This window comes from Paenibacillus sp. FSL R10-2796, assembly GCF_037965315.1.
GTDB classification, from domain to species: Bacteria; Bacillota; Bacilli; order Paenibacillales; family Paenibacillaceae; genus Paenibacillus_AQ; species Paenibacillus_AQ odorifer.
Genome location: NZ_CP150178.1, coordinates 2,251,963 through 2,270,723 on the forward strand (window position 1 = coordinate 2,251,963; position 18,761 = coordinate 2,270,723).

The window sequence follows — 18,761 nt, forward strand, 5'->3', positions numbered from 1 at the left end:
GTACTGGAACCTTATTCATTCTTTAAAATGTGACGGCATGTCTTTCTGAGGCAGCCGTCTTTTGTTTTATAATTTTTTTCACCTCATAAGCTAACATTCCGAGAACTTTATCGTTATACATACGAAGGGAGGTGCAGGATGAAGCCCGGGCAGCTACATCAGATACTTCAACCTAAAATGTTAGAAATTCAAAAATACTTGATTCGTCTCGGGGCACCTGCAGCCGACGCTGAAGATATCGTACAGGATACGGTGTATAAGGCTCTTTTGTATATTGATTCCATTGATGAGAACAAATTCAGTGCATGGTTATATAAAGTAGCGATCAATCGCTACTATGATCTGTGCCGCCGCCGCAAGCGGATAGTCATTCCTATTGACTATGTAGATGTGCCGGATATGGAATTGCCAGAGGATCATGTGCTGTTAAAAGAGAAACGGGAAGACATCGAAAGAGTGTTGGATGAGCTTCTACCGCTCCATAAACAACTCATTATTATGAAGTATGAGCTGGAGCTGTCCTATCAGGAGATAGCTGAGCTTCTGGGAATTACGACAGATACAGTGAAATCGGCATTGTTTCGTGCCCGCAAGCAATTTCAAAAAAAGTATAGAGGTGAAGCGGAATGACAGCTCCATGGGAACAAAAGGATGATCAGAACCTTTCAAAAGTAATTAAGAAGGCAAAACGAAAAACAATGATTCGAAACACAATCATTTCTCTAGTGGTGACGGTTCTAGTATTATTCGGCGGGATGCTGGGTAACGCCCATCTGACAAGCTGGTTGGCGATGCGTGGTTTGGATGAAGAGAGGATCATGATGAAGATTAGCAGTCCTAACCTTCAGGAGTTGAGAACTGAGCTTGATTTAGGTTTTCTATCGGGTAAAGTTGAACTGAGCACTTACAAAGTTGTTGAGGGTGTGCCCATCGTATGGGATACTAAAAAACTGTATTTCGATATGGGCAGCCGGTTTTCTCTGCTTAATAGGGGATACTCTAGTATAAATGTTCCTGACCCGGTAATGACACAGCAAAATTATGAATACTACCGAGGATATAACAGTCAAAATGGTCAGCGGGAAATGATGTTTTATGTGCCTGGAGTGAATTATAACGAAAAAGTGCTGAATGACCTGCCTTCACTCGAACAAATGGAACCTGGCAAGCTCGTAGAAATGGCTGTTTCTTTTGATAAAAGCTACACTCAGGTAGAGGTAGAGAAGATGCTGCCGGCGGGTTTGTCACAGACTTGGTATTGGGTAGATACGTATGACAATAAAAAGAACCTTGAGTTTATTAGGAATGACAGCAGCCCGAATAAATATGCCTTACCGGAATCTGCTAGACAAGTATATGGCTACGGTGGGGAATGGGAAGGGTTATTTAAGCCGAAACCAGAGGATTTTTTACAATCCTTAACCTATGGGCTTCAGATGAAGGGCAAGCATTACGGAGAGTTTGAGCGAATCTCGAATTACTTGAAAAAGGATAAAGCGGCGCCGGACGCCAGTGATGTACAGCTATTGGGAGTTGTCGTTACTGGAACTGCGAAAGAGCTGCAAAGCCTCAAAGGAAAACCCTATGTAAATACGGCAGTTCTCGGCGTGATTGTGGATAAATATTAGATCAATATAGTAAAAAATGCTGGAGGGGTTATTCTATATGTGGATTTTCTACGAAAAGAGACGATCTCTCCTTCATTTTCAAAAATGCAAGGGAAAGAGCAGCGATTCATCCTCCTATTGGATCTTCGCTGCTCTGCGTTTTTGATTATCCGCGATCTGCTTCAGTAATAGATTGAAGGCAAGGCAAAGCCTGCTGACCTCAAGTGGTAATTTGTGTATGACGTGATCGCAGAAATCGCTGGTATCTTCGATTGTTTTCAGATGTCCAAATACGCTTCCGACTCTATAATTAGGGGATTTCTCCCTATAATTCTTAGATATATGGTCATCTAACTTATAATTAGGGAAAACCTCCCTGTAATTTACCTGATTTGGTGAAAAATAAAGGAATCACCTCGATTTTTAGGGAGAAATCCCCTCATTATGCTCTTTTTTAGCGAATTTCGGCTATTTTTAGGGAGTATTTCCCCAATTACACTAAAGCGTACATCATACATCGCACACCGCACATCGCACATCGCACACCGCACACCGCACATCGCACGCCGCACATATCCCATGGGTTAAAGTAACAATCCATCCATTGTATAGCCTATTTATAAAAAAGAAGCTGCCCTATAAGTAGAATTCTCTACTTTTTGGACAGCTTCTTTTTTCATCAGTCACAATCTGCTCAAGCTAAGTCCATTTCGCGGACCACAGCTTCATTTCCTTCAAAATTTGATGTAAATCCTCACCTTTGGGAGTAAGCGAATATTCTACCGTAACAGGAACAGTCGGAAATACGTGACGTTCAAGCACACCATGCTCCTCCAGATGGCGCAACGTAGTGGTTAGTGCGCGGGGAGAAACATTAGTGATTTTTCGTTGCAGTGCCCCAAAACGCTGCGTGCCGTCGAATAGCTCTCTGAGGACAAGAAAGGCCCATTTTCCACCTAATACTTCAAGTGTTTTTTCAACATTACATTCAATAGTAACAGGGGTTTTGGGGATATAATTATTAGTAGATTTAGCTGTCTTCAAGGTATCTCCTCCTGTTTGTGAAGCTACTATACTCTAGTATAGTAACTACACTAGAGATCATATAATAAACTAATTTTCACTTCTTTCTATTATATACAAACTATTCTAGAATGAATATGAGTGCTAAGCAACCTGCCAAAATCAAACACGGAACTATGGAGAGGAGCAGTTATTATGAAATATCGCAGATTAGGTGGAACCGGTTTAAAAGTCAGTGAGATTAGTTTGGGAAGCTGGCTGACATACGGAGGCTATGTGGAAAGAGATAATGCTGTTAATGCCATTGAAACCGCTTACGACTTAGGCGTAAATTTTTTTGATACTGCAAATGTTTATGAAAAAGGTGCTGCCGAGAAAGTACTAGGTGAGACTTTACGTAACTACTCTCGTGAGTCCTATGTATTAGCTACTAAAGTATACGGGGAAATGGGCTCGGGACCTAACGACCGTGGACTATCCCGCAAACATATCACGGAACAGTGTCATGCTAGCTTGAAACGTCTCGGAGTAGAATACGTGGATATTATGTATTGTCACCGTTTTGATCCGGAAACTCCAATTGAAGAGACCTTACGTGCGCTAGATGATCTGGTTCGGCAAGGCAAGGTATATTATGTCGGTGTTAGTGAGTGGACGGCGGCGCAAATGACCGATGCGTTAGCTGTAGCAGACCGCTATTTGCTAGATCATATTGTTGTTAATCAGCCGATTTATAATATGTTTAACCGTTATATTGAGAAAGAGATTATTCCGCTTGGCGAGCGCCGTGGGATTGGACAGGTAGTATTTTCTCCACTGGCTCAAGGGCTGTTAACTGGAAAGTATAACACGGACATCCCTGAGGATAGCCGTGCTGCTAAGCTGGATCGATTAAAAGATTCGATTACAGAAGAAAAGATTGAAAAAGTCCGCCAATTGAGTGGGATCGCCACGGAACTGAATATTTCTGTTGGGAATTTGGCTTTGGCTTGGATTTTGCGTCAACCTAATGTAGCTAGTGCGCTGGTGGGTGCCAGCCGTCCGCAGCAGGTCGAAGAGAATGTTAAGGCTTCAGGTATTGAGCTTTCGGAAGAGATTTTGAAGCAGATTGAGGAGATTCTGGAGTAGTTGTTAGCTTCATAAAAAAGGAGACATACTCATGGCGAAAGTAGTTGTTACAGGCGGCAGTGGAATGTTGGGCAGATGGGTGGTCCGGCATTTTGTAGAGCAAGGGTATGAGGTTGTGAATGTAGATACGCAAAAATCCGCAGATTCTTTGTGCCAAACGATGATTGCTGATTTGAATAATTTGGGTGAAGTATATGGTGTGCTCGCAGGCGCTGATGCAGTTGTACATTTGGCTGCAATCCCAGCTGCAAATATAAAGACAAGTGAGGTTACCTTTCAAAATAATGTAGTATCTACCTATAACATTTTGGAGGCTGCAGCGGGTCTCGGGATTCGGAAAGCAGTGATTGCTTCCAGTGAATCCTCTTACGGAATCTGTTTTGCGGTTAATCCTTTGGGGCCGAAGTATGTGCCTATGGATGAGGAGCATCCACAGTTACCTGAAGACAGCTACGGTCTGTCTAAGGTTGTGAATGAGCAAACCGCTGAGATGTTCTATCGCAGAAAGGGTATACAGGTCGTTTCCCTAAGAATCGGAAATGTTATTGATCCATCGGCGTATGAACGTTTCCCTTCCTTCATTCATGATCCAGCGCAGCGCGATCGTATTCTATGGAGTTATATTGATACACGGGATGTAGCAACAGCTTGCCAATTGGCAATCGAAACGGATGGATTGGAAGCGGTTGCTCTTAATATATGTGCAGATGAGACCAGCATGGCTGTTCCTAGCAGAGAGCTAATGGCCGCACGTTATCCAGAGGTGACGGATTTCCGCCAGCCGCTGGAGGGTCACGAGTCGCTACTCAGTAATGAGAAGGCCAAAAAGCTGCTAAATTGGCAGCCGAAGCACGTATGGCGAGATTATGTTAACCAGTAAATAACGAGCCGGATTCACTATAAGGAGCGTGCAAAATGAAGGTCTTATTTATCGGAGGTACGGGATTAATTAGTCAGGCTGTATCCCCGTTGGCTGTAGATCAAGGAATCGAGCTGTATTTGTTCAACAGAGGACAGCGGGATGAATTCGTTCCAGAAGGTGCAAAAGTAATTAAAGGAGACATTCGTAATCCGGCAGAAGCCGCATTAGTATTACGAGATTACGAATTTGATGTAGTGGTAGACTGGATTGCTTTTACACCGGAACATGTGCAGGCAGACATTGACCTGTTCACAGGTAAAACGAAGCAGTACATTTTTATCAGCTCAGCCTCTGCTTATCAGAAACCGCAGCGTAATTATGTAATCACAGAAGAGACACCGCTGGAGAATCCTTATTGGGAGTATTCGAGGAATAAAATTGCGTGTGAGCAGCTGTTGATGGAAGCTTACAAGGCGAACGGATTCCCGGTTACGATTGTTCGTCCTTCCCATACCTATGGAAATACAGCCATCCCTGCGGCACTCACAAGTGGCCAGCATCCTTGGTCACTGATCGATCGTATCCGCCGCGGCTTACCTTTAGTCATACATGGAGATGGAACCTCTTTGTGGACACTGACACATAATTCGGATTTTGCCAAAGGTTTCGTTGGATTGCTTGGACATCCGGAAGCGATAGGCGAGGCCATTCATATAACTTCCGACGAGGTATTAAATTGGAATCAGATCTATGCTGCCATCGGACAAGCGGCAGGTGTGGAACCTAAAGTGGTGCATATCTCCACAGACTTTATCACAGCCTTTTCCCCTCCAGGGACAGCGGATGGCTTGATCGGTGATCAAGCGGTAAGCAGTGTTTTTGATAATAGCAAAATCAAACGTTTCGTGCCTGACTTCCAGGCTACTGTGCCTTTCTCCGAAGGGATCAAGCAGTCGGTTGCTTGGTTCGAGGCTCATCCTGAGCAATGTACGGTCGATGCGGAATGGTCTGCGTTACTTGATAAGTTGATCGAGAGACATGGAATTGAGGCCAAACCTCTTTCATTCTACGCATAAGGTTTATACAGTTATATTTAAAGACGGTCTGTTCCTAAGGGAGCAGCCGTTTTTTTGGGTTTGTCTCGTTCAATGTAAGGTTATGGAATGAATCAGCAAATCATGAATATACTCTCACTACCTAAAATTCCGTTGAAAAAGGAGTCCTGGCCATGCCAACCCATCCCTTTGTCTCGCGTTTTTTCGTAAATTCAGATGCACGTCGTGAGAAGTTAATTTATGATCTGCCGGAATCATGGTGGAGCCGTCCCTTTGAATATGAGTGGTGTATTAACTTTATTTCTCCGCATGGTGTTGTGCTGGATGCAGCCTGTGGGATTCCTCATCCCTTGAAGTTTTATTTAGCAGGGGTTTGTGCAGAGGTCTATGCCTGCGATATGGACAGTAGGGTTATTTACCCAAAAGCTATCCAAGAATGTATTGAGAATGAGATTGGGGAAAAAGCGGCGAAGCAGGTTATCGCTAGAAGAACAAACAACCTGCATTTCGCTCAAGCTAATCTGACGGATCTGCCTTATGAGGATGAAAGCTTTGACACTGTTTTTTGCATATCGGTATTGGAGCATTTGAGCTTTGAGGATACGGTGGGTACTTTACGGGAATTTCACCGGACGTTGAACGAAGAAGGATTATTGGTATTGACATTTGATTATCCAACGGTAAATCTGAGTCTTATGAATGACCTGCTGCTACAAACTGGATTTCAGTATTGGGGGGAGACAGATTTTGAATTACCTGCGGATGCTGTGCATACGGATGCATGGGGTGGATTAAATTGTTTTAGAGCCGTTCTGAAAAAAGCAAAGGAATAACAGGTCTTTCTACTCTTAATTTAGTAACCTCTTTCCAGTATGCTAGGATCATGCTAACAAAAGATGAGAGGAGGCTGTATTTTTTGAGATTAGGATCGAAGGTTTTACGTAGAATAGCACTCATTACACTTTTGTTATCACTAATAGTTCCTGTGACATCTGCTTCCAGTGCAGCTTCACTATCTTCAGATCCTATAAAGCTTGCTTTTGCGGGTGATATCCTTTTGGACGGTTTTGTTGGCGATCAGATTGCTAAATATGGGGTGAACTTTCCGTTTGTAAAGGTCGCACCTACGCTGCAAAAGGCTGACATCGCCTTCGCCAATCTGGAGACGCCTGTGTCTATCCGAGGGAAAGCGGCAGAGAAAACCTTTGCCTTCAGATCCAAACCAGCAACGTTAGGCGGCCTAACCTATGCCGGGATTGATGGAGTGTCCTTGGCGAATAATCATATTTTGGATTATGGAAAAGACGCTATGCTCGACACGCTGATCCATTTGGATCGAAACAAGATTGGCCATACAGGCGCTGGCAAAGATGAAGACGAAGCGTTCAAGCCTTATACTAAGACGGTAAAAGGGAAAAAGATCGCCATCCTTGGTGTTAGCCGTGTGCTTTCAAATCCTTCATGGTATGCCGGCAAAAACAAACCGGGAGCCGCTTCAGCTTACACCTCGCAGCCTATGCTTAGCGCCATTCAGAAGATGTCCAAGGAGAATGATTACACGATCGTATATATTCACTGGAATGAAGAGTTTAAGGATTTCCCTGAAAAGTACGCTCGCACACTAGCTAAACAGATGATTGATAGCGGGGCGGATTTAATCCTTGGCGCTCACAGTCACTGCCTTATGGGCATCGAATACTATAAGCACAAGCCCATTTATTATTCACTTGGGAATTTTGTGTTTAATCGCTCCACACGTGGTGGGGAAAAAACACTTAATTCTATGCTATTGAACGTTGAGATTAAGGACTCCAAGATGACCAGCAAGATTACCCCTGTCAAAATCATTGGCGGACAGCCCAATTTTATGGATGATTCCTACAATAGGAAAACGATTAAGCTCCTGAACACCCTATCTTTTAATGCCAATATAGATGCTAACGGCAGGGTCACGGAAAAGCAGCTTTAATAAATACAAACTCTGATTAGCTATTCATGGATCGCGCTCGATCTCGTTTGAATACGAAATGTGTGGAGTAACTGTGGAGTCCGTATGGGGTGGGATGAAGTACGTATGATGTACGTATGATGTGGCGTATGGAGTACCTATGGAGTCCGTATGGGGTGGCATGATGTGGCGTATGGAATACCTATGGAGTGCCTATAAAGTATCACCGTTGTGTTTGTGAAATAACTGTATTCTATACACCTATTTTATATGTAAAACGGACCATTCTGCTTTTAAGTGTATTCTATACAACTAAAAACTAGAGAATCGACCTAGAGGGCAATATATCAACAGAATAGTTGCACGAAATACAGTTATATCCATCAGCCGAGCGAGTTGCAGAATTATAGTTGTACAAAATACAGTTAAACTACTAGTTAGTATTGGAACGTCTGCATCAAAAGCAGACTGCAGCAGTGTGCAGTGAGTATTTATGGAGTCCGTATGGAGTGCCTATAAAGTATCACCGTTGTGTTTGTGAAATAACTGTATTCTATACACCTATTTTATATGTAAAACGGACCATTCTGCTTTTAAGTGTATTCTATACAACTAAAAACTAGAGAATCGACCTAGAGGGCAATATATCAACAGAATAGTTGCACGAAATACAGTTATATCCATCAGCCGAGCGAGTTGCAGAATTATAGTTGTACAAAATACAGTTAAACTACTAGTTAGTATTGGAATGTCTGCATCAAAAGCAGACTGCAGCAATATGTAGAGTATTGGAACGTCTGCATCAAAAGCAGACTGCAGCAGTATGTAGAGTATTGGAATGTCTGCATCAAAAGCAGACTGCAGCAGTATGTAGAGTATTGGAACGCTTGCAAAAAGGGGGAGATCCATATGGATCTCCCCCTTTTTATGCAGAAGCTAAGTTTGGAATCAGATAATCAGCCCTTCACCGCCCCCGCAACAACACCCTTAACGATATACTTTTGCAAGAAGATGAATACTACGATTGATGGCAGCACCGCCATGACCATAGCTGTCATCGCATATTGCCAATCTGAGGTATATTGGCCCACGAAGGTGTAGGCAGCCAGTGTCAACGTTTTGGTATCTGGGGAGCCGTTGACCATGAGCAGCGGGAGCAGGAAGTCATTCCAGATCCACATTACGTCGATAATGACAATGGTTGTTGTGACCGATTTCAGCAGTGGGAAGATGACACTGAAGAACAGGCGGAAGCCGGATGCTCCATCAATCGTGGCACTCTCATCAATTTCAATCGGAATACCCTTGACGAATCCATGGTAGATAAACACGGCGAGTGGAGCACCGAAACCCCAATATAACAACCCAAGTCCCCAAGTACTCTCAGAGAGATTTAAGGTTTTAGCGGTTTGCAGAACGGTCAGCATGATCGATTGGAACGGAATCAGCATCGGCATAATGCAGAGGAAATAAATCACCCCGCTCAGTCTGGATTTCGTCCGTGCCAGCTTGTAGGCTGCTATGGATGAAATGAACACAATACCCAGAAGACCTACACCGGTAATGACAAAGTTGTTCAGGAACAGCTTCGGATAGTTGATAAACTTCCACACGTAGGAATAGTTGCCGAAGACCAGATGTTTCGGCAGGGCGATGACATCCGTCATGACTTCGCTAAAGCTTTTTAACGAGTTGATAATCGTCAGAAATAGCGGATATAGAAACAGAAGAGAGAGGATGACCATAACAACCTCTAGAATAATTCGGCCTGCTTTGCGGTTTGTATTCATTATGCCTCAACCTCTCTTCGTTTGAAGAATGCTAACTGGAGAATGGTTACCACCAAGACGGCTAGGAACAGGATAAGCGCTTTCGCTGTACCGTATCCATACAGATTGTTCTGGAAGGTATCCCGGTAGATATCGTAAGCGATACTGTAGGTAGTTCCGCCAGGTCCGCCCCCGGTTAATGACAGAATGACATCGAACACCTTGATCGAATTGGTCAGTGCCATGAACACAGAAATCGTAATGGATGGAGCGAGCAGCGGCAGTGTAATACTGAAGAATTTTCTCATGGGCCCAGCGCCATCAACTGTGGCTGCTTCTTTGAGATCCTCAGGTACAGATTGCAGACCAGCAATATAAATGACCAGATAAAAACCAATCGACTGCCAGATGGAGACGGCCAGTATGGAGACGAAAGCAAGTCCCGGCGTCCCTAGCCAGCTTAGACCAAATATGGACCAGCCTGTACTTTCTCCCAGTGAGTTGAAACCTTGCATAAAGATAAATTTCCAGATAAAACCGACAATGACAAGACTGAGGATATAAGGAATAAAGAAAGCGGCTCTCAGCCAAGGTGTGCTCTTCAGCTTCATGTCCAGAACCAGTGCGAGCAGAATGGCCAGCACGTTAACGAGAACGATGTACAGAATCGCATACTTTATGGTGAACCAGGCTGAATTGGCGAAGTTGGTGTCGCCCATAAAGATTTGTTTGAAATTATCAAGTCCGACAAACTTAGGGTGTTTCGAAATTCCGTTCCATTTGGTCATCGAATAGCGGATAGTCATGGCAAACGGAATGTAGAATGCTACAGCGATACAGATTAGGACTGGGAGAGTGAATAATCCGAATTCTGTTTTCTCGCGCCATCTTTTGCCGAGTGATTTTAACATGGATGCACCTCTTCTTGATTTGTTGGGTGGTAATATCGACTAGGCTTGCCACACATAACCATTCCGGTTAGTCTATATTGTGTATTATAGAGCAGTACCCTATACTCAAAAATGGATTTAAGAGTACAGTTAGGGGTAAAAAGGTGAACTGAAATATTTATAATTAAGCCTGTAAATCGTGGGGGAGGTTGCCGGTCATTATTAAAAAGTGGATCATAAAGCGGTTTGAACCCGTGCTGGAGCTTGTCTCACGCAGGTTGGCGAACAAGCTTATTTTGCTGTTTACAATTATCATTGTGTTGGTGGTGACCTCACTGACATTCATTTCATACGGCATGCTGCGAAAAGAATCGGTGGATAACAGCATCGCCAGTACGAGCAACAATCTGTTGCTTGTCGGCCGGAATCTGGAGAGTTATTTGGACGGCATCGAGCAATTATCCCTGCCGCAAATATCGTATGACGAGATCACCTATGCGATTTTGCATGAATCGGAGGATTATGCCTCGAAGATGTATGTGGAGGACTACTTGAAGAACCTGTACTTCTCCCGCAATGATCTGGAAGCTATCTACCTGTATGTGATCAAGGAGCACAAGTATTATTATGTCACCAAAGAGAACTACAATATTACCGTGCGGGTCGCCGAGCATCCGTCGATTGAGAATCTTTCCTGGTATAAAAAAGCGCTGGCCAGCCCGTTTAACCGTTCTTACCAGTCTTTTGTAAAAAACCAATCCTCGATGATCAATAGCTCCGACTACCCCATAAATAAGGATAAAAGTTTCATGGGCTACCATCGATTGCTGCGCTCCATAGTCTCCAGGGAGCCGCAGGCGGTGCTCTCCCTTTATTTCAACTCCTCGGTTACGGACGAGATTATGAAGGATATTCCCTTCAGTAAAGGGCAGCACCTAATGTACGTCAGTCCCGATAATGAACCTTTTGTGGTGGATGACCCCGGGTTTTATCAACAGAGTGAACAAGCGGGACTGCTTAAGGAGCTGACACCAGCCTCAGGAGGACGCGTGACGTGGTCGGATAAAGAAGAGAAGTATCTAGTGATTTATGACATCAGCAAAAAAGAAGGCTGGAAGCTGATTAAGCCGATTCCCTACAAAGAAATTTATGAAGCGGCCACGACAACACGCAAATTGAACTATTTCATAGGACTGTTATTTTTAATCGTTTCGGTCATCTTGGTCAGCTTTATTTCGAACAAAATAACAAACCCGCTAAAGAATCTGTCGCTGCAGATGAAACGGTTCAGTACAGGCAGCTTTGACGCTGAAGCACAGGTTGAAGGAAAGGATGAAATTGCCTATCTGTCTCGCCACTTCAATAAGATGGTGGAAAAGACGAATGAGCTGATCAATGAACGGTACAAAATGAAAATTGTCGAGAAAAATGCTGTACTCAAAGCACTGGAAGCTGAGATCAATCCGCATTTCTTATATAATGCCCTGCAAGCCATTTCCACCAAGGCGCTGAAAAACAACAATGATGATATTGTCGATATGGTCGATAATCTTGCTATGACGCTGAGATACTGCATTAGCGGTAAAGAGGTGGTCCATGCCAGAGAGGAATTAAAGCATATTGAACGTTATTTAGCGCTGCAGAAGGCCCGTTTCGGAAACAGAATGCAGGTGGCCTACCAGTGGGAAGACCCTTTGCTGGAGCTGGAGATTCCGAAACTGTCCATTCAGACCTTGGTAGAAAATTGCATCAAGCATGCGCTGGAAAAAGTATCCACAACGATCACAATTACCATTGAAGCGCATGTGACGCCTAGCCATACTGTTATTTCAGTGACGGATGATGGGCCGGGGTTTAGCGGGGAGCGGCTGGAGCAAGTGAGAAGTTCTCTTCAAATCCAGTGGGAAGATCAAGGCGGAGAGAACGCTGCTGAAAGTGACACGGAAAGCATCGGACTGAAAAATTTGAACACGCGGCTGAAGCTTTTGTATGGTGAGGCTGCGGGTTTGGCCATTACCAGTGATGCTGGCGGAACAAAGATGGACATGCGGTTACCGCGGGGAGGGATTAACCATGTATAAAGTACTGATTATAGATGATGAGGAACCGTTGCGTGAGGCGATCAACATCCTGGGAGACTGGAAAGGACTAGGTGTCGATCAGGTACTGGAGGCTACGGATGGAAGTATGGGCCTAGCCATGCTGCGGGAGCAAAAGATCGATCTCGTATTGGTCGACATGAAGATGCCGGAGCTGAACGGAAGTGAGCTGCTGCAGATCGTGGAGAAGGAGTTCCCGGAACTGCTGACGATTGTAATCAGCGGCTACAATGATTTTGAATATACCCGCCAGGCTATCCGTTCTAAGGTAGTTGATTATCTATTAAAGCCGGTCAACCGGGGGGATTTGAATGCGGCCTTACGTAAAGCTATCGATGTGCTGGAGGCTAAACGCAAGAAAGAAAGCGAGTTCATCAACAGGAACATTACGCTCAACATGTCTCTGCCGAAGCTAAAGGAGAAAATCTATCTGTCGATCATTGAGCGGAGCTTCAAAAATCAGTCCAACGAGGCTTTTCTGCCGTTGATCGGCGCCGATACAGCTGGGAATTATTTTGCTGCGGGTGTACTGCGGGTGCTCAATTTGGAACAAGTGCGTCGTAATCGCTTCCATGAGGACCGGGATTTGCTGCATTTTGCCGTCACAAATGTGATTAATGAGAATAGCGATGAGCATTTTCAGGCTTTCAGCTTCGCCAGCCATAAGGGAGAACGCGAGTTTATCGCCATCTTCACGATGAAAGGCGGCTATGAGGAGGACGCAACTTTCCGCTCTTTACATCATATGAAGAAGTTAGTCTCGACGCTGAAAGAGCTGTTCGGAATTGTTGTTGCCGGAGGAATCGGACAGCCCTATGGTGACATTATGGCGCTTGCTCAATCCTATGAGACTGCCAAAGCCTCTCTCGACGGGATTGACCTCCTGACGCTGAAGGGTGCGATTGTCACAAATAGCAGCAACGATACTTCCCAGGGGAAAGATAATCCTTCCTTGACAGGGCGCATGCCCTTGATTCGCAACGCACTGGAGAGCGGAAATATCAATCATGCCAAAAGTATTTTAAGCGAATTCACGAAGAAATGGGAGGCTTCCGGACGTTTTAATCTGGGCGAGGCTGACCGGCAGATAGAGGAATTTATTATTCTGCTGAACGATATTGCGACGGAGCTGGATGCGATCCCCGAACGTATCCGTGGCGGTAAAGATAAAGGATTGCGCGGGCTAGGCATCGGAAGCGATTTTGCTTCCTTTGGCGAATTTGAGCGGGTGCTGAGCGGAATTCTAGATTGCTATGGCAATGAAATCAGCAAAAGCCTTGCTGGCAATCGCCCCAGCGTACTGGAAAATATTAAAGCATACATTGATAATCACTATTTTGAGAATATTAAAATATCGATGTTCACGGATAAATATTTCCTGAGCAGAGAATACTTGATGAAACTTTTTAAAGGGCAATATGGTTATGGCATACATGAGTATGTACAAAAGGTAAGAATGGACAAGGCAAAGGAGCTGCTATCCACCCCCGACTTGAAAATCCAAGACATTTCCGAGATGTTGGGGTACAAGGACAAAAATTATTTCAGCAAGGCGTTCCGGAATTATTATGACTGTTCACCTTCTGAATATCGGGTTCTGCTATTGAACGGGGAGGAGTGAAGCGGTTACATGAACACACTTTTTTACCCTAATAAGTTCACTTATGTACATTCTTATCCTTTTTCTTTTTCTTTAGAATTGTCTCAAGACCACTAGATGCATGAGGAAAAGGGGGCAACATCATGTTAAAAAGATTTATGGCTTTATCTGCGAGTCTGCTGCTCGTCGGCGGATTACTGGCGGGCTGCGGCGGAAACAACAATGCCGCTAACAATAGCGGAACAGGGAATACTCCTGCCACAGATTCTGGCAAGCCGGTCACGATTAATATGTTCACCGCATCACCCGAGTACACTGATGCTTTTAACGCTTATATTGCCGAGTACAAGAAAGTTAAACCGAATGTGACGATTAATCTGGAGATTATGCAGGCTGACTACAATACGGTGCTCAAATCGAAGATTGCTGCGGGAAGTACACCTGACGTATTCCAGACCACAGCGGGCGGAGATATTGATACCTTTGCGGAGTATAGTGCTGACCTAACTAATGAGCCACTGGCTGCGGCGATGACCGATGCAGTGCGTTCTAACATGAGTTCTTCGGACGGTAAAGTGCTCGGTCTTCCGGTAAAAGGAAATCTATTCGTCCTGATGTACAACAAGAAACTGTTGGCTGATGCTGGGATTACAGAAGTTCCTAAGACAACAGCCCAAATGGACGATGCGATTACTAAGCTTGAAGCTAAAGGCATTACTCCTTTTGCCAACGCTTATAAAGAGTGGTGGGTATGGAAACACATCTTCCAACACTTCGTAGATGTGGCAGCCCAAGATGCGGGTACGGATGCTAAGACACTAGTAAACGATTTTATTGCCGGAAAAACCACGATCAAGGATCACCCGGTGCTGTACAATAACTTCTTCAGCTTCGTTGATACCACTGTTAAACATGGCACAGACAAACCGCTTGAACGGGACAGCAATGCTGAAGTCAGCGACTTTGCATCCGGCAAAACAGCGTTCATGACGGGTAAAGGCGCATGGGATGAAGAAGCCATTAAGAAAATTACACCGGACTTCGACCTGGGTATTATGGGTTACCCAGTCAGCGACAAGGCTGAACAGTCCCAGATCATTACTGGTGCGGATCAAGCCCTGCGTATCAATAAGGATTCTGCTGTAGCTGCTGAGACTATTGAATTCTTCAACTGGCTGTATACTTCTGAATACGGTAAGAACTGGTTCTCTACAGTAGCTAAGGTTATTCCTCCAATTAAGGATGCTCCTATGCCTGACCTGCAAATGCCAAAAGAAATGGAAGAAATCCTCAAAACAGAGAAATCCGGCGACCTGTCCGTGAACTACTCTCTGGATACCTTCCACCAAAAATTTGGTGAACTCATGCAGGCTTACATCGGCGGCAGCAAAACTAAGGATCAAGCCATCGATGAAATTCAAAAAGCTTGGATTCAATTCGGATCGGCAGAATAATTAGGTTCAGATCAGGGGCGGGCTCCAAGGTAAGATTCACTTACTGGAGAACCGTCCTTTTTTTACATGTTATATAATCATAAGAAGATACTGAGACAAAGTCAGGAGGTACATTATTGTGAATAGCCAAATGATTGAAATCATTGAAAATGGACTATATCTTACGATTGAAGTTACGGAAGATCAGGATGTACGGCTGTTGCATTTTGGAGCGGCACCTTTGGAAGCAGCCATAGCAGATAAGAACAAGCAAGGCTTCCGGCTGCTGGAGCTGCAATTATCGGGCGAAGACCGCGCCGAATATCACGGGCGCACACACCGAGCATCCTATCCGGGTCTTCGGATGGTATATGCGGGGCACAGCGATACAGTGAATGCGCTCGGACGTAAACTGGAGTTTAGCTTGGCTGATCCGATTTCGGAAATCCAGGCAGTGCAGCATTTCCAGTTCTACAAGGGTGTGCAAATCGTTCGAAGCTGGACAGTGCTAAAGAATGCTGGAGAAGCTGAGGTGGCAGTGGAATACATCTCCTCCTTTGCTCTTACAGGTGTAGACAAAGAGGGGGGCGGGGAGCGCAATGATAAGATTGAAGTATCCCTTGCTCACAGCGGATGGCAGAGTGAACTTCAGTGGCGGACCTACCGCCTGCCTGAGCTCGGAATGTATCATTTGGCAGACCGTGGCTCCAAACGAATTGCCTCAAGCAATACAGGCTCTTGGTCAGCAGCGGAACTTCTGCCGATGGCGGTTTTGCATAATAAGGAGAGCGGGACAAGCCTGTTCTGGCAGATTGAGCATAACGGCTCCTGGCATTGGGAGCTGACGGATCAATACGATCAGCTTACCCTGCTGGTCAGCGGACCTACAGAACATGACAACCATTGGTGGCTGAAGCTAGCTCCCGGTGAAGAGTTTACCTCGGTGCCGGTAGCCGTGGGTGCTGTGCAGGGGGGATTCCAGGGCGCGGCTGAACAGCTTACGTCATATCGCCGGATGATCCGCAGACCTAATGAGGATAATGAGCTGTTGCGGATTATTTTTAATGACTATATGAATTGCCTATGGGGAAGCCCAACGACTGAGAAGCTACTGCCTTTAATTGATGCTGCCGCAGAAGTAGGTTGTGAATATTTCTGTATTGATGCTGGCTGGTATGCACCCGGAGAGTGGTGGGATGGTGTAGGCCAGTGGGAGCCTTCCAGCGAACGGTTTCCGGAAGGAATTAAATATGTGCTCGACTATATCCGCAGCAAAGGGATGATTCCCGGACTATGGCTTGAGCTGGAGGTTATGGGCATCAACAGCCCGAAGCTTGCGGAGACTGATGACAGCTGGTTTTTCATGCGGCATGGTAAAAGGGTTAAGGACCGTAGCCGCTATCAGCTAGATTACCGCAACCCGAAAGTCATTGATCATGCAAACGGTGTTATTGCGCGTCTGGTTGAGCAGTACGGTGTAGGATACATTAAAATGGATTACAACATCAATGCAGGCATTGGGACAGAAACGAATGCGGACAGCTTCGGAGATGGGCTGCTACAGCATAACCGCGCTTATCTGGCTTGGTTGGACAGTATCTTTGTTCGTTATCCGAAGCTTGTTATCGAGAACTGTTCCAGCGGGGGAATGCGCATGGATTATGCGATGCTCAGCCGACACAGCATCCAGTCTACTAGCGACCAGGAGGATTATGTACAGTATGCGGCCATTGCCGCAGGTTCTCCGGCAGCACTGACACCGGAGCAGTCCGCAGTTTGGTCTTATCCGCTGCGCGAGGGGGACGATGAGGAAGTCATCTTCAATATGGTTAATGCGTTGTTGCTTCGTGTACACCAGAGCGGTCATTTGGCGGAGCTTGAACCCCACCGCAGAAGTCTAGTTAAAGAAGCGCTGGATTATTACAAAACCATTCGCAGTGATATCCCACACGCCACACCTTTCTGGCCACTCGGCCTGCCGGACAGTGAGGGCGAATGGGTCAGCCTTGGCCTGCGGCGCGGCGAACGACGGTATGTCGCGGTATGGCGGATTGCCGGAGAAGCTGCGAATGTCCAATTGCCGATGGTAGAGCTGAAGGGACTTGATCCGGCGATCACCTGTGCCTATCCTCAGCAGCATAGCTCAACCTGGAATTGGGATAAATCGGCAGGGGTTTTGACGGTGGCGCTCCCACCAGGAAAAACAGCGAGATTGTTTGAGATTACTTCGTAAAGCTTGCAGCAGGCCTGCTCCCCTAGTATCTAATACTTGGGAGCAGGCTTCTTTGTATTTCAATTGGAGAAAACACTGTAAATACAAATTCAGGAATCCGATATATTAAATGGATGCTTTAACCGCCTAGATCGAACTAATACAATTTGCCGCATTCTACAGGAAAAAAGAATAAGGGAGTTGGTTTAAGTTGTTGAATGTAGCTTCACTCAGTAGCCTGAATCGTGTGGAAACAACAAAAGTAAGCCCAAAAAATCAGAATTCAGAGATTTCTTTTCAAGATGTCTTATCGACAACCCATGCAGAAGCGGTTTTGACACATTTGGAAGAAAAATTCGACATTAAGATCAACGTGCAAGCTATACCCAAGAGCAAAGAAGCGGTAAAGGGTGTTTACTCCAATTGTGCAGGCAAAGGAAATGTAACCATTGCTCCAAATATACTGAATCAGTCGGCAACAGATCCACAACTGCAAAACAAAGTAGAAGCGATCATACAGGATCATTTTACTTCCAGTGCGAATGATAAACCCGGTGATGTCAGTGGTGTCGTTATACATCCGGATGGAACAGCTACATTTTGGGTGATTGGTGATTACTTGACACCTGCCGAGCGGGAAAAGATTCAAAAAGAAGTAGAGGCAGACAAAAAGAAACTTGCAGACCAATTGGACTCGTTAAATAAAGTAAGCAGTAATGATCCCATATCACAATTTGGGTTACCCACAGAAATATCCAGTGGCAGCGAAGAAGATAGCATGAATTTAAATAATATCCGTCAAGCTAGTCTAGATTCAATGCTGCGAAAAAAGAACCTGTTAATTAAATGATTAAGAACTTTTTATCATAATTACCGCCTGGGTCAATGCGTTTGTGACCTCTTAGGCGGTTTTGTTTTTTTTCACCAAAAGTCCACATTTAAGTTTGACTTACTAAACATCTGGGTAAATGACGGAGTAGCGTTCTTGCTAGTTTTCGACAATTTCCTACTTACTGTGATTGCGGATAAGCGGAGTGACAAGATTTACAAATAGATTAACGAAGGTATTTTAGGGTAGAATTGTCATCAAGTAGGGTTACATTCTGGGTGAATTTCGACATTCCAGAGAAGCCCC

15 protein-coding genes are annotated in these 18,761 nt (G+C 44.9%); 12 read left to right on the forward strand and 3 right to left on the reverse strand.

Annotated elements, in window-relative coordinates:
• Positions 1-138 precede the first annotated feature (138 nt).
• Positions 139-630, forward strand: a complete 492-nt coding sequence (locus tag NST58_RS10010; RefSeq protein ID WP_036684055.1) for an RNA polymerase sigma factor — start codon at positions 139-141, stop codon at positions 628-630.
• Entirely contained in the window at positions 627-1,628 is a 1,002-nt protein-coding gene (locus NST58_RS10015) for an anti sigma factor C-terminal domain-containing protein (RefSeq protein WP_076191104.1), read from the forward strand. The genes NST58_RS10010 and NST58_RS10015 overlap by 4 nt, the downstream gene beginning before the upstream one ends.
• A gap of 678 nt (positions 1,629-2,306) precedes the next feature.
• Here the strand turns inward: NST58_RS10015 and NST58_RS10020 are convergent.
• Entirely contained in the window at positions 2,307-2,651 is a 345-nt protein-coding gene (locus NST58_RS10020; RefSeq protein WP_036684053.1) for a helix-turn-helix domain-containing protein, read from the reverse strand.
• 174 nt (positions 2,652-2,825) lie between these two features.
• Here NST58_RS10020 and NST58_RS10025 point away from each other — a divergent pair, with 174 nt between their 5' ends.
• From NST58_RS10025 to NST58_RS10045, 5 genes are all read left to right on the forward strand, one after another.
• Entirely contained in the window at positions 2,826-3,758 is a 933-nt protein-coding gene (locus NST58_RS10025) for an aldo/keto reductase family protein (RefSeq protein WP_038569620.1), read from the forward strand.
• Positions 3,759-3,789: 31 nt separating this feature from the next.
• Positions 3,790-4,638, forward strand: a complete 849-nt coding sequence (locus NST58_RS10030) for an NAD(P)-dependent oxidoreductase (protein WP_076191106.1) — start codon at positions 3,790-3,792, stop codon at positions 4,636-4,638.
• 35 nt (positions 4,639-4,673) lie between these two features.
• Positions 4,674-5,696 (forward strand): SDR family oxidoreductase, encoded by a 1,023-nt coding sequence (locus tag NST58_RS10035; RefSeq protein WP_076191108.1) that lies wholly within the window; start codon positions 4,674-4,676, stop codon positions 5,694-5,696.
• A gap of 152 nt (positions 5,697-5,848) precedes the next feature.
• Positions 5,849-6,508, forward strand: a complete 660-nt coding sequence (locus NST58_RS10040; protein ID WP_076124835.1) for a class I SAM-dependent methyltransferase — start codon at positions 5,849-5,851, stop codon at positions 6,506-6,508.
• Between the two features lie 83 nt (positions 6,509-6,591).
• Positions 6,592-7,644: a CapA family protein gene (locus NST58_RS10045; RefSeq protein WP_339247575.1), complete on the forward strand. Its 1,053-nt coding sequence runs from the start codon at positions 6,592-6,594 to the stop codon at positions 7,642-7,644.
• Between the two features lie 935 nt (positions 7,645-8,579).
• Here the strand turns inward: NST58_RS10045 and NST58_RS10050 are convergent.
• Both NST58_RS10050 and NST58_RS10055 read right to left on the reverse strand, forming a co-directional pair.
• A complete protein-coding gene (locus tag NST58_RS10050; protein WP_339247578.1) occupies positions 8,580-9,413 on the reverse strand; it encodes a carbohydrate ABC transporter permease in 834 nt (277 codons plus the stop codon).
• Positions 9,413-10,303: a sugar ABC transporter permease gene (locus tag NST58_RS10055; protein ID WP_036684044.1), complete on the reverse strand. Its 891-nt coding sequence runs from the start codon at positions 10,301-10,303 to the stop codon at positions 9,413-9,415. Before NST58_RS10055 ends, NST58_RS10050 begins: the two co-directional genes overlap by 1 nt.
• Before the next feature lie 197 nt (positions 10,304-10,500).
• Here NST58_RS10055 and NST58_RS10060 point away from each other — a divergent pair, with 197 nt between their 5' ends.
• The 5 genes from NST58_RS10060 (at position 10,501) to NST58_RS10080 (ending at position 18,476) form a co-directional block, all read left to right on the forward strand.
• A complete protein-coding gene (locus NST58_RS10060) occupies positions 10,501-12,363 on the forward strand; it encodes a histidine kinase (RefSeq protein ID WP_339248760.1) in 1,863 nt (620 codons plus the stop codon).
• The gene (locus tag NST58_RS10065; RefSeq protein WP_076124842.1) at positions 12,356-14,002 is read left to right on the forward strand and encodes a response regulator; all 1,647 of its coding nucleotides are present in this window, start codon (positions 12,356-12,358) and stop codon (positions 14,000-14,002) included. Before NST58_RS10060 ends, NST58_RS10065 begins: the two co-directional genes overlap by 8 nt.
• A 122-nt stretch (positions 14,003-14,124) precedes the next feature.
• Positions 14,125-15,435, forward strand: a complete 1,311-nt coding sequence (locus NST58_RS10070; RefSeq protein WP_076304366.1) for an extracellular solute-binding protein — start codon at positions 14,125-14,127, stop codon at positions 15,433-15,435.
• 130 nt (positions 15,436-15,565) lie between these two features.
• Positions 15,566-17,647 carry a glycoside hydrolase family 36 protein gene (locus tag NST58_RS10075; protein WP_076304431.1) on the forward strand — a complete coding sequence of 694 codons (2,082 nt, stop codon included), beginning with the start codon at positions 15,566-15,568 and terminating at the stop codon, positions 17,645-17,647.
• Between the two features lie 190 nt (positions 17,648-17,837).
• Entirely contained in the window at positions 17,838-18,476 is a 639-nt protein-coding gene (locus tag NST58_RS10080; RefSeq protein ID WP_339247583.1) for a DUF6033 family protein, read from the forward strand.
• Positions 18,477-18,761 lie beyond the last annotated feature (285 nt).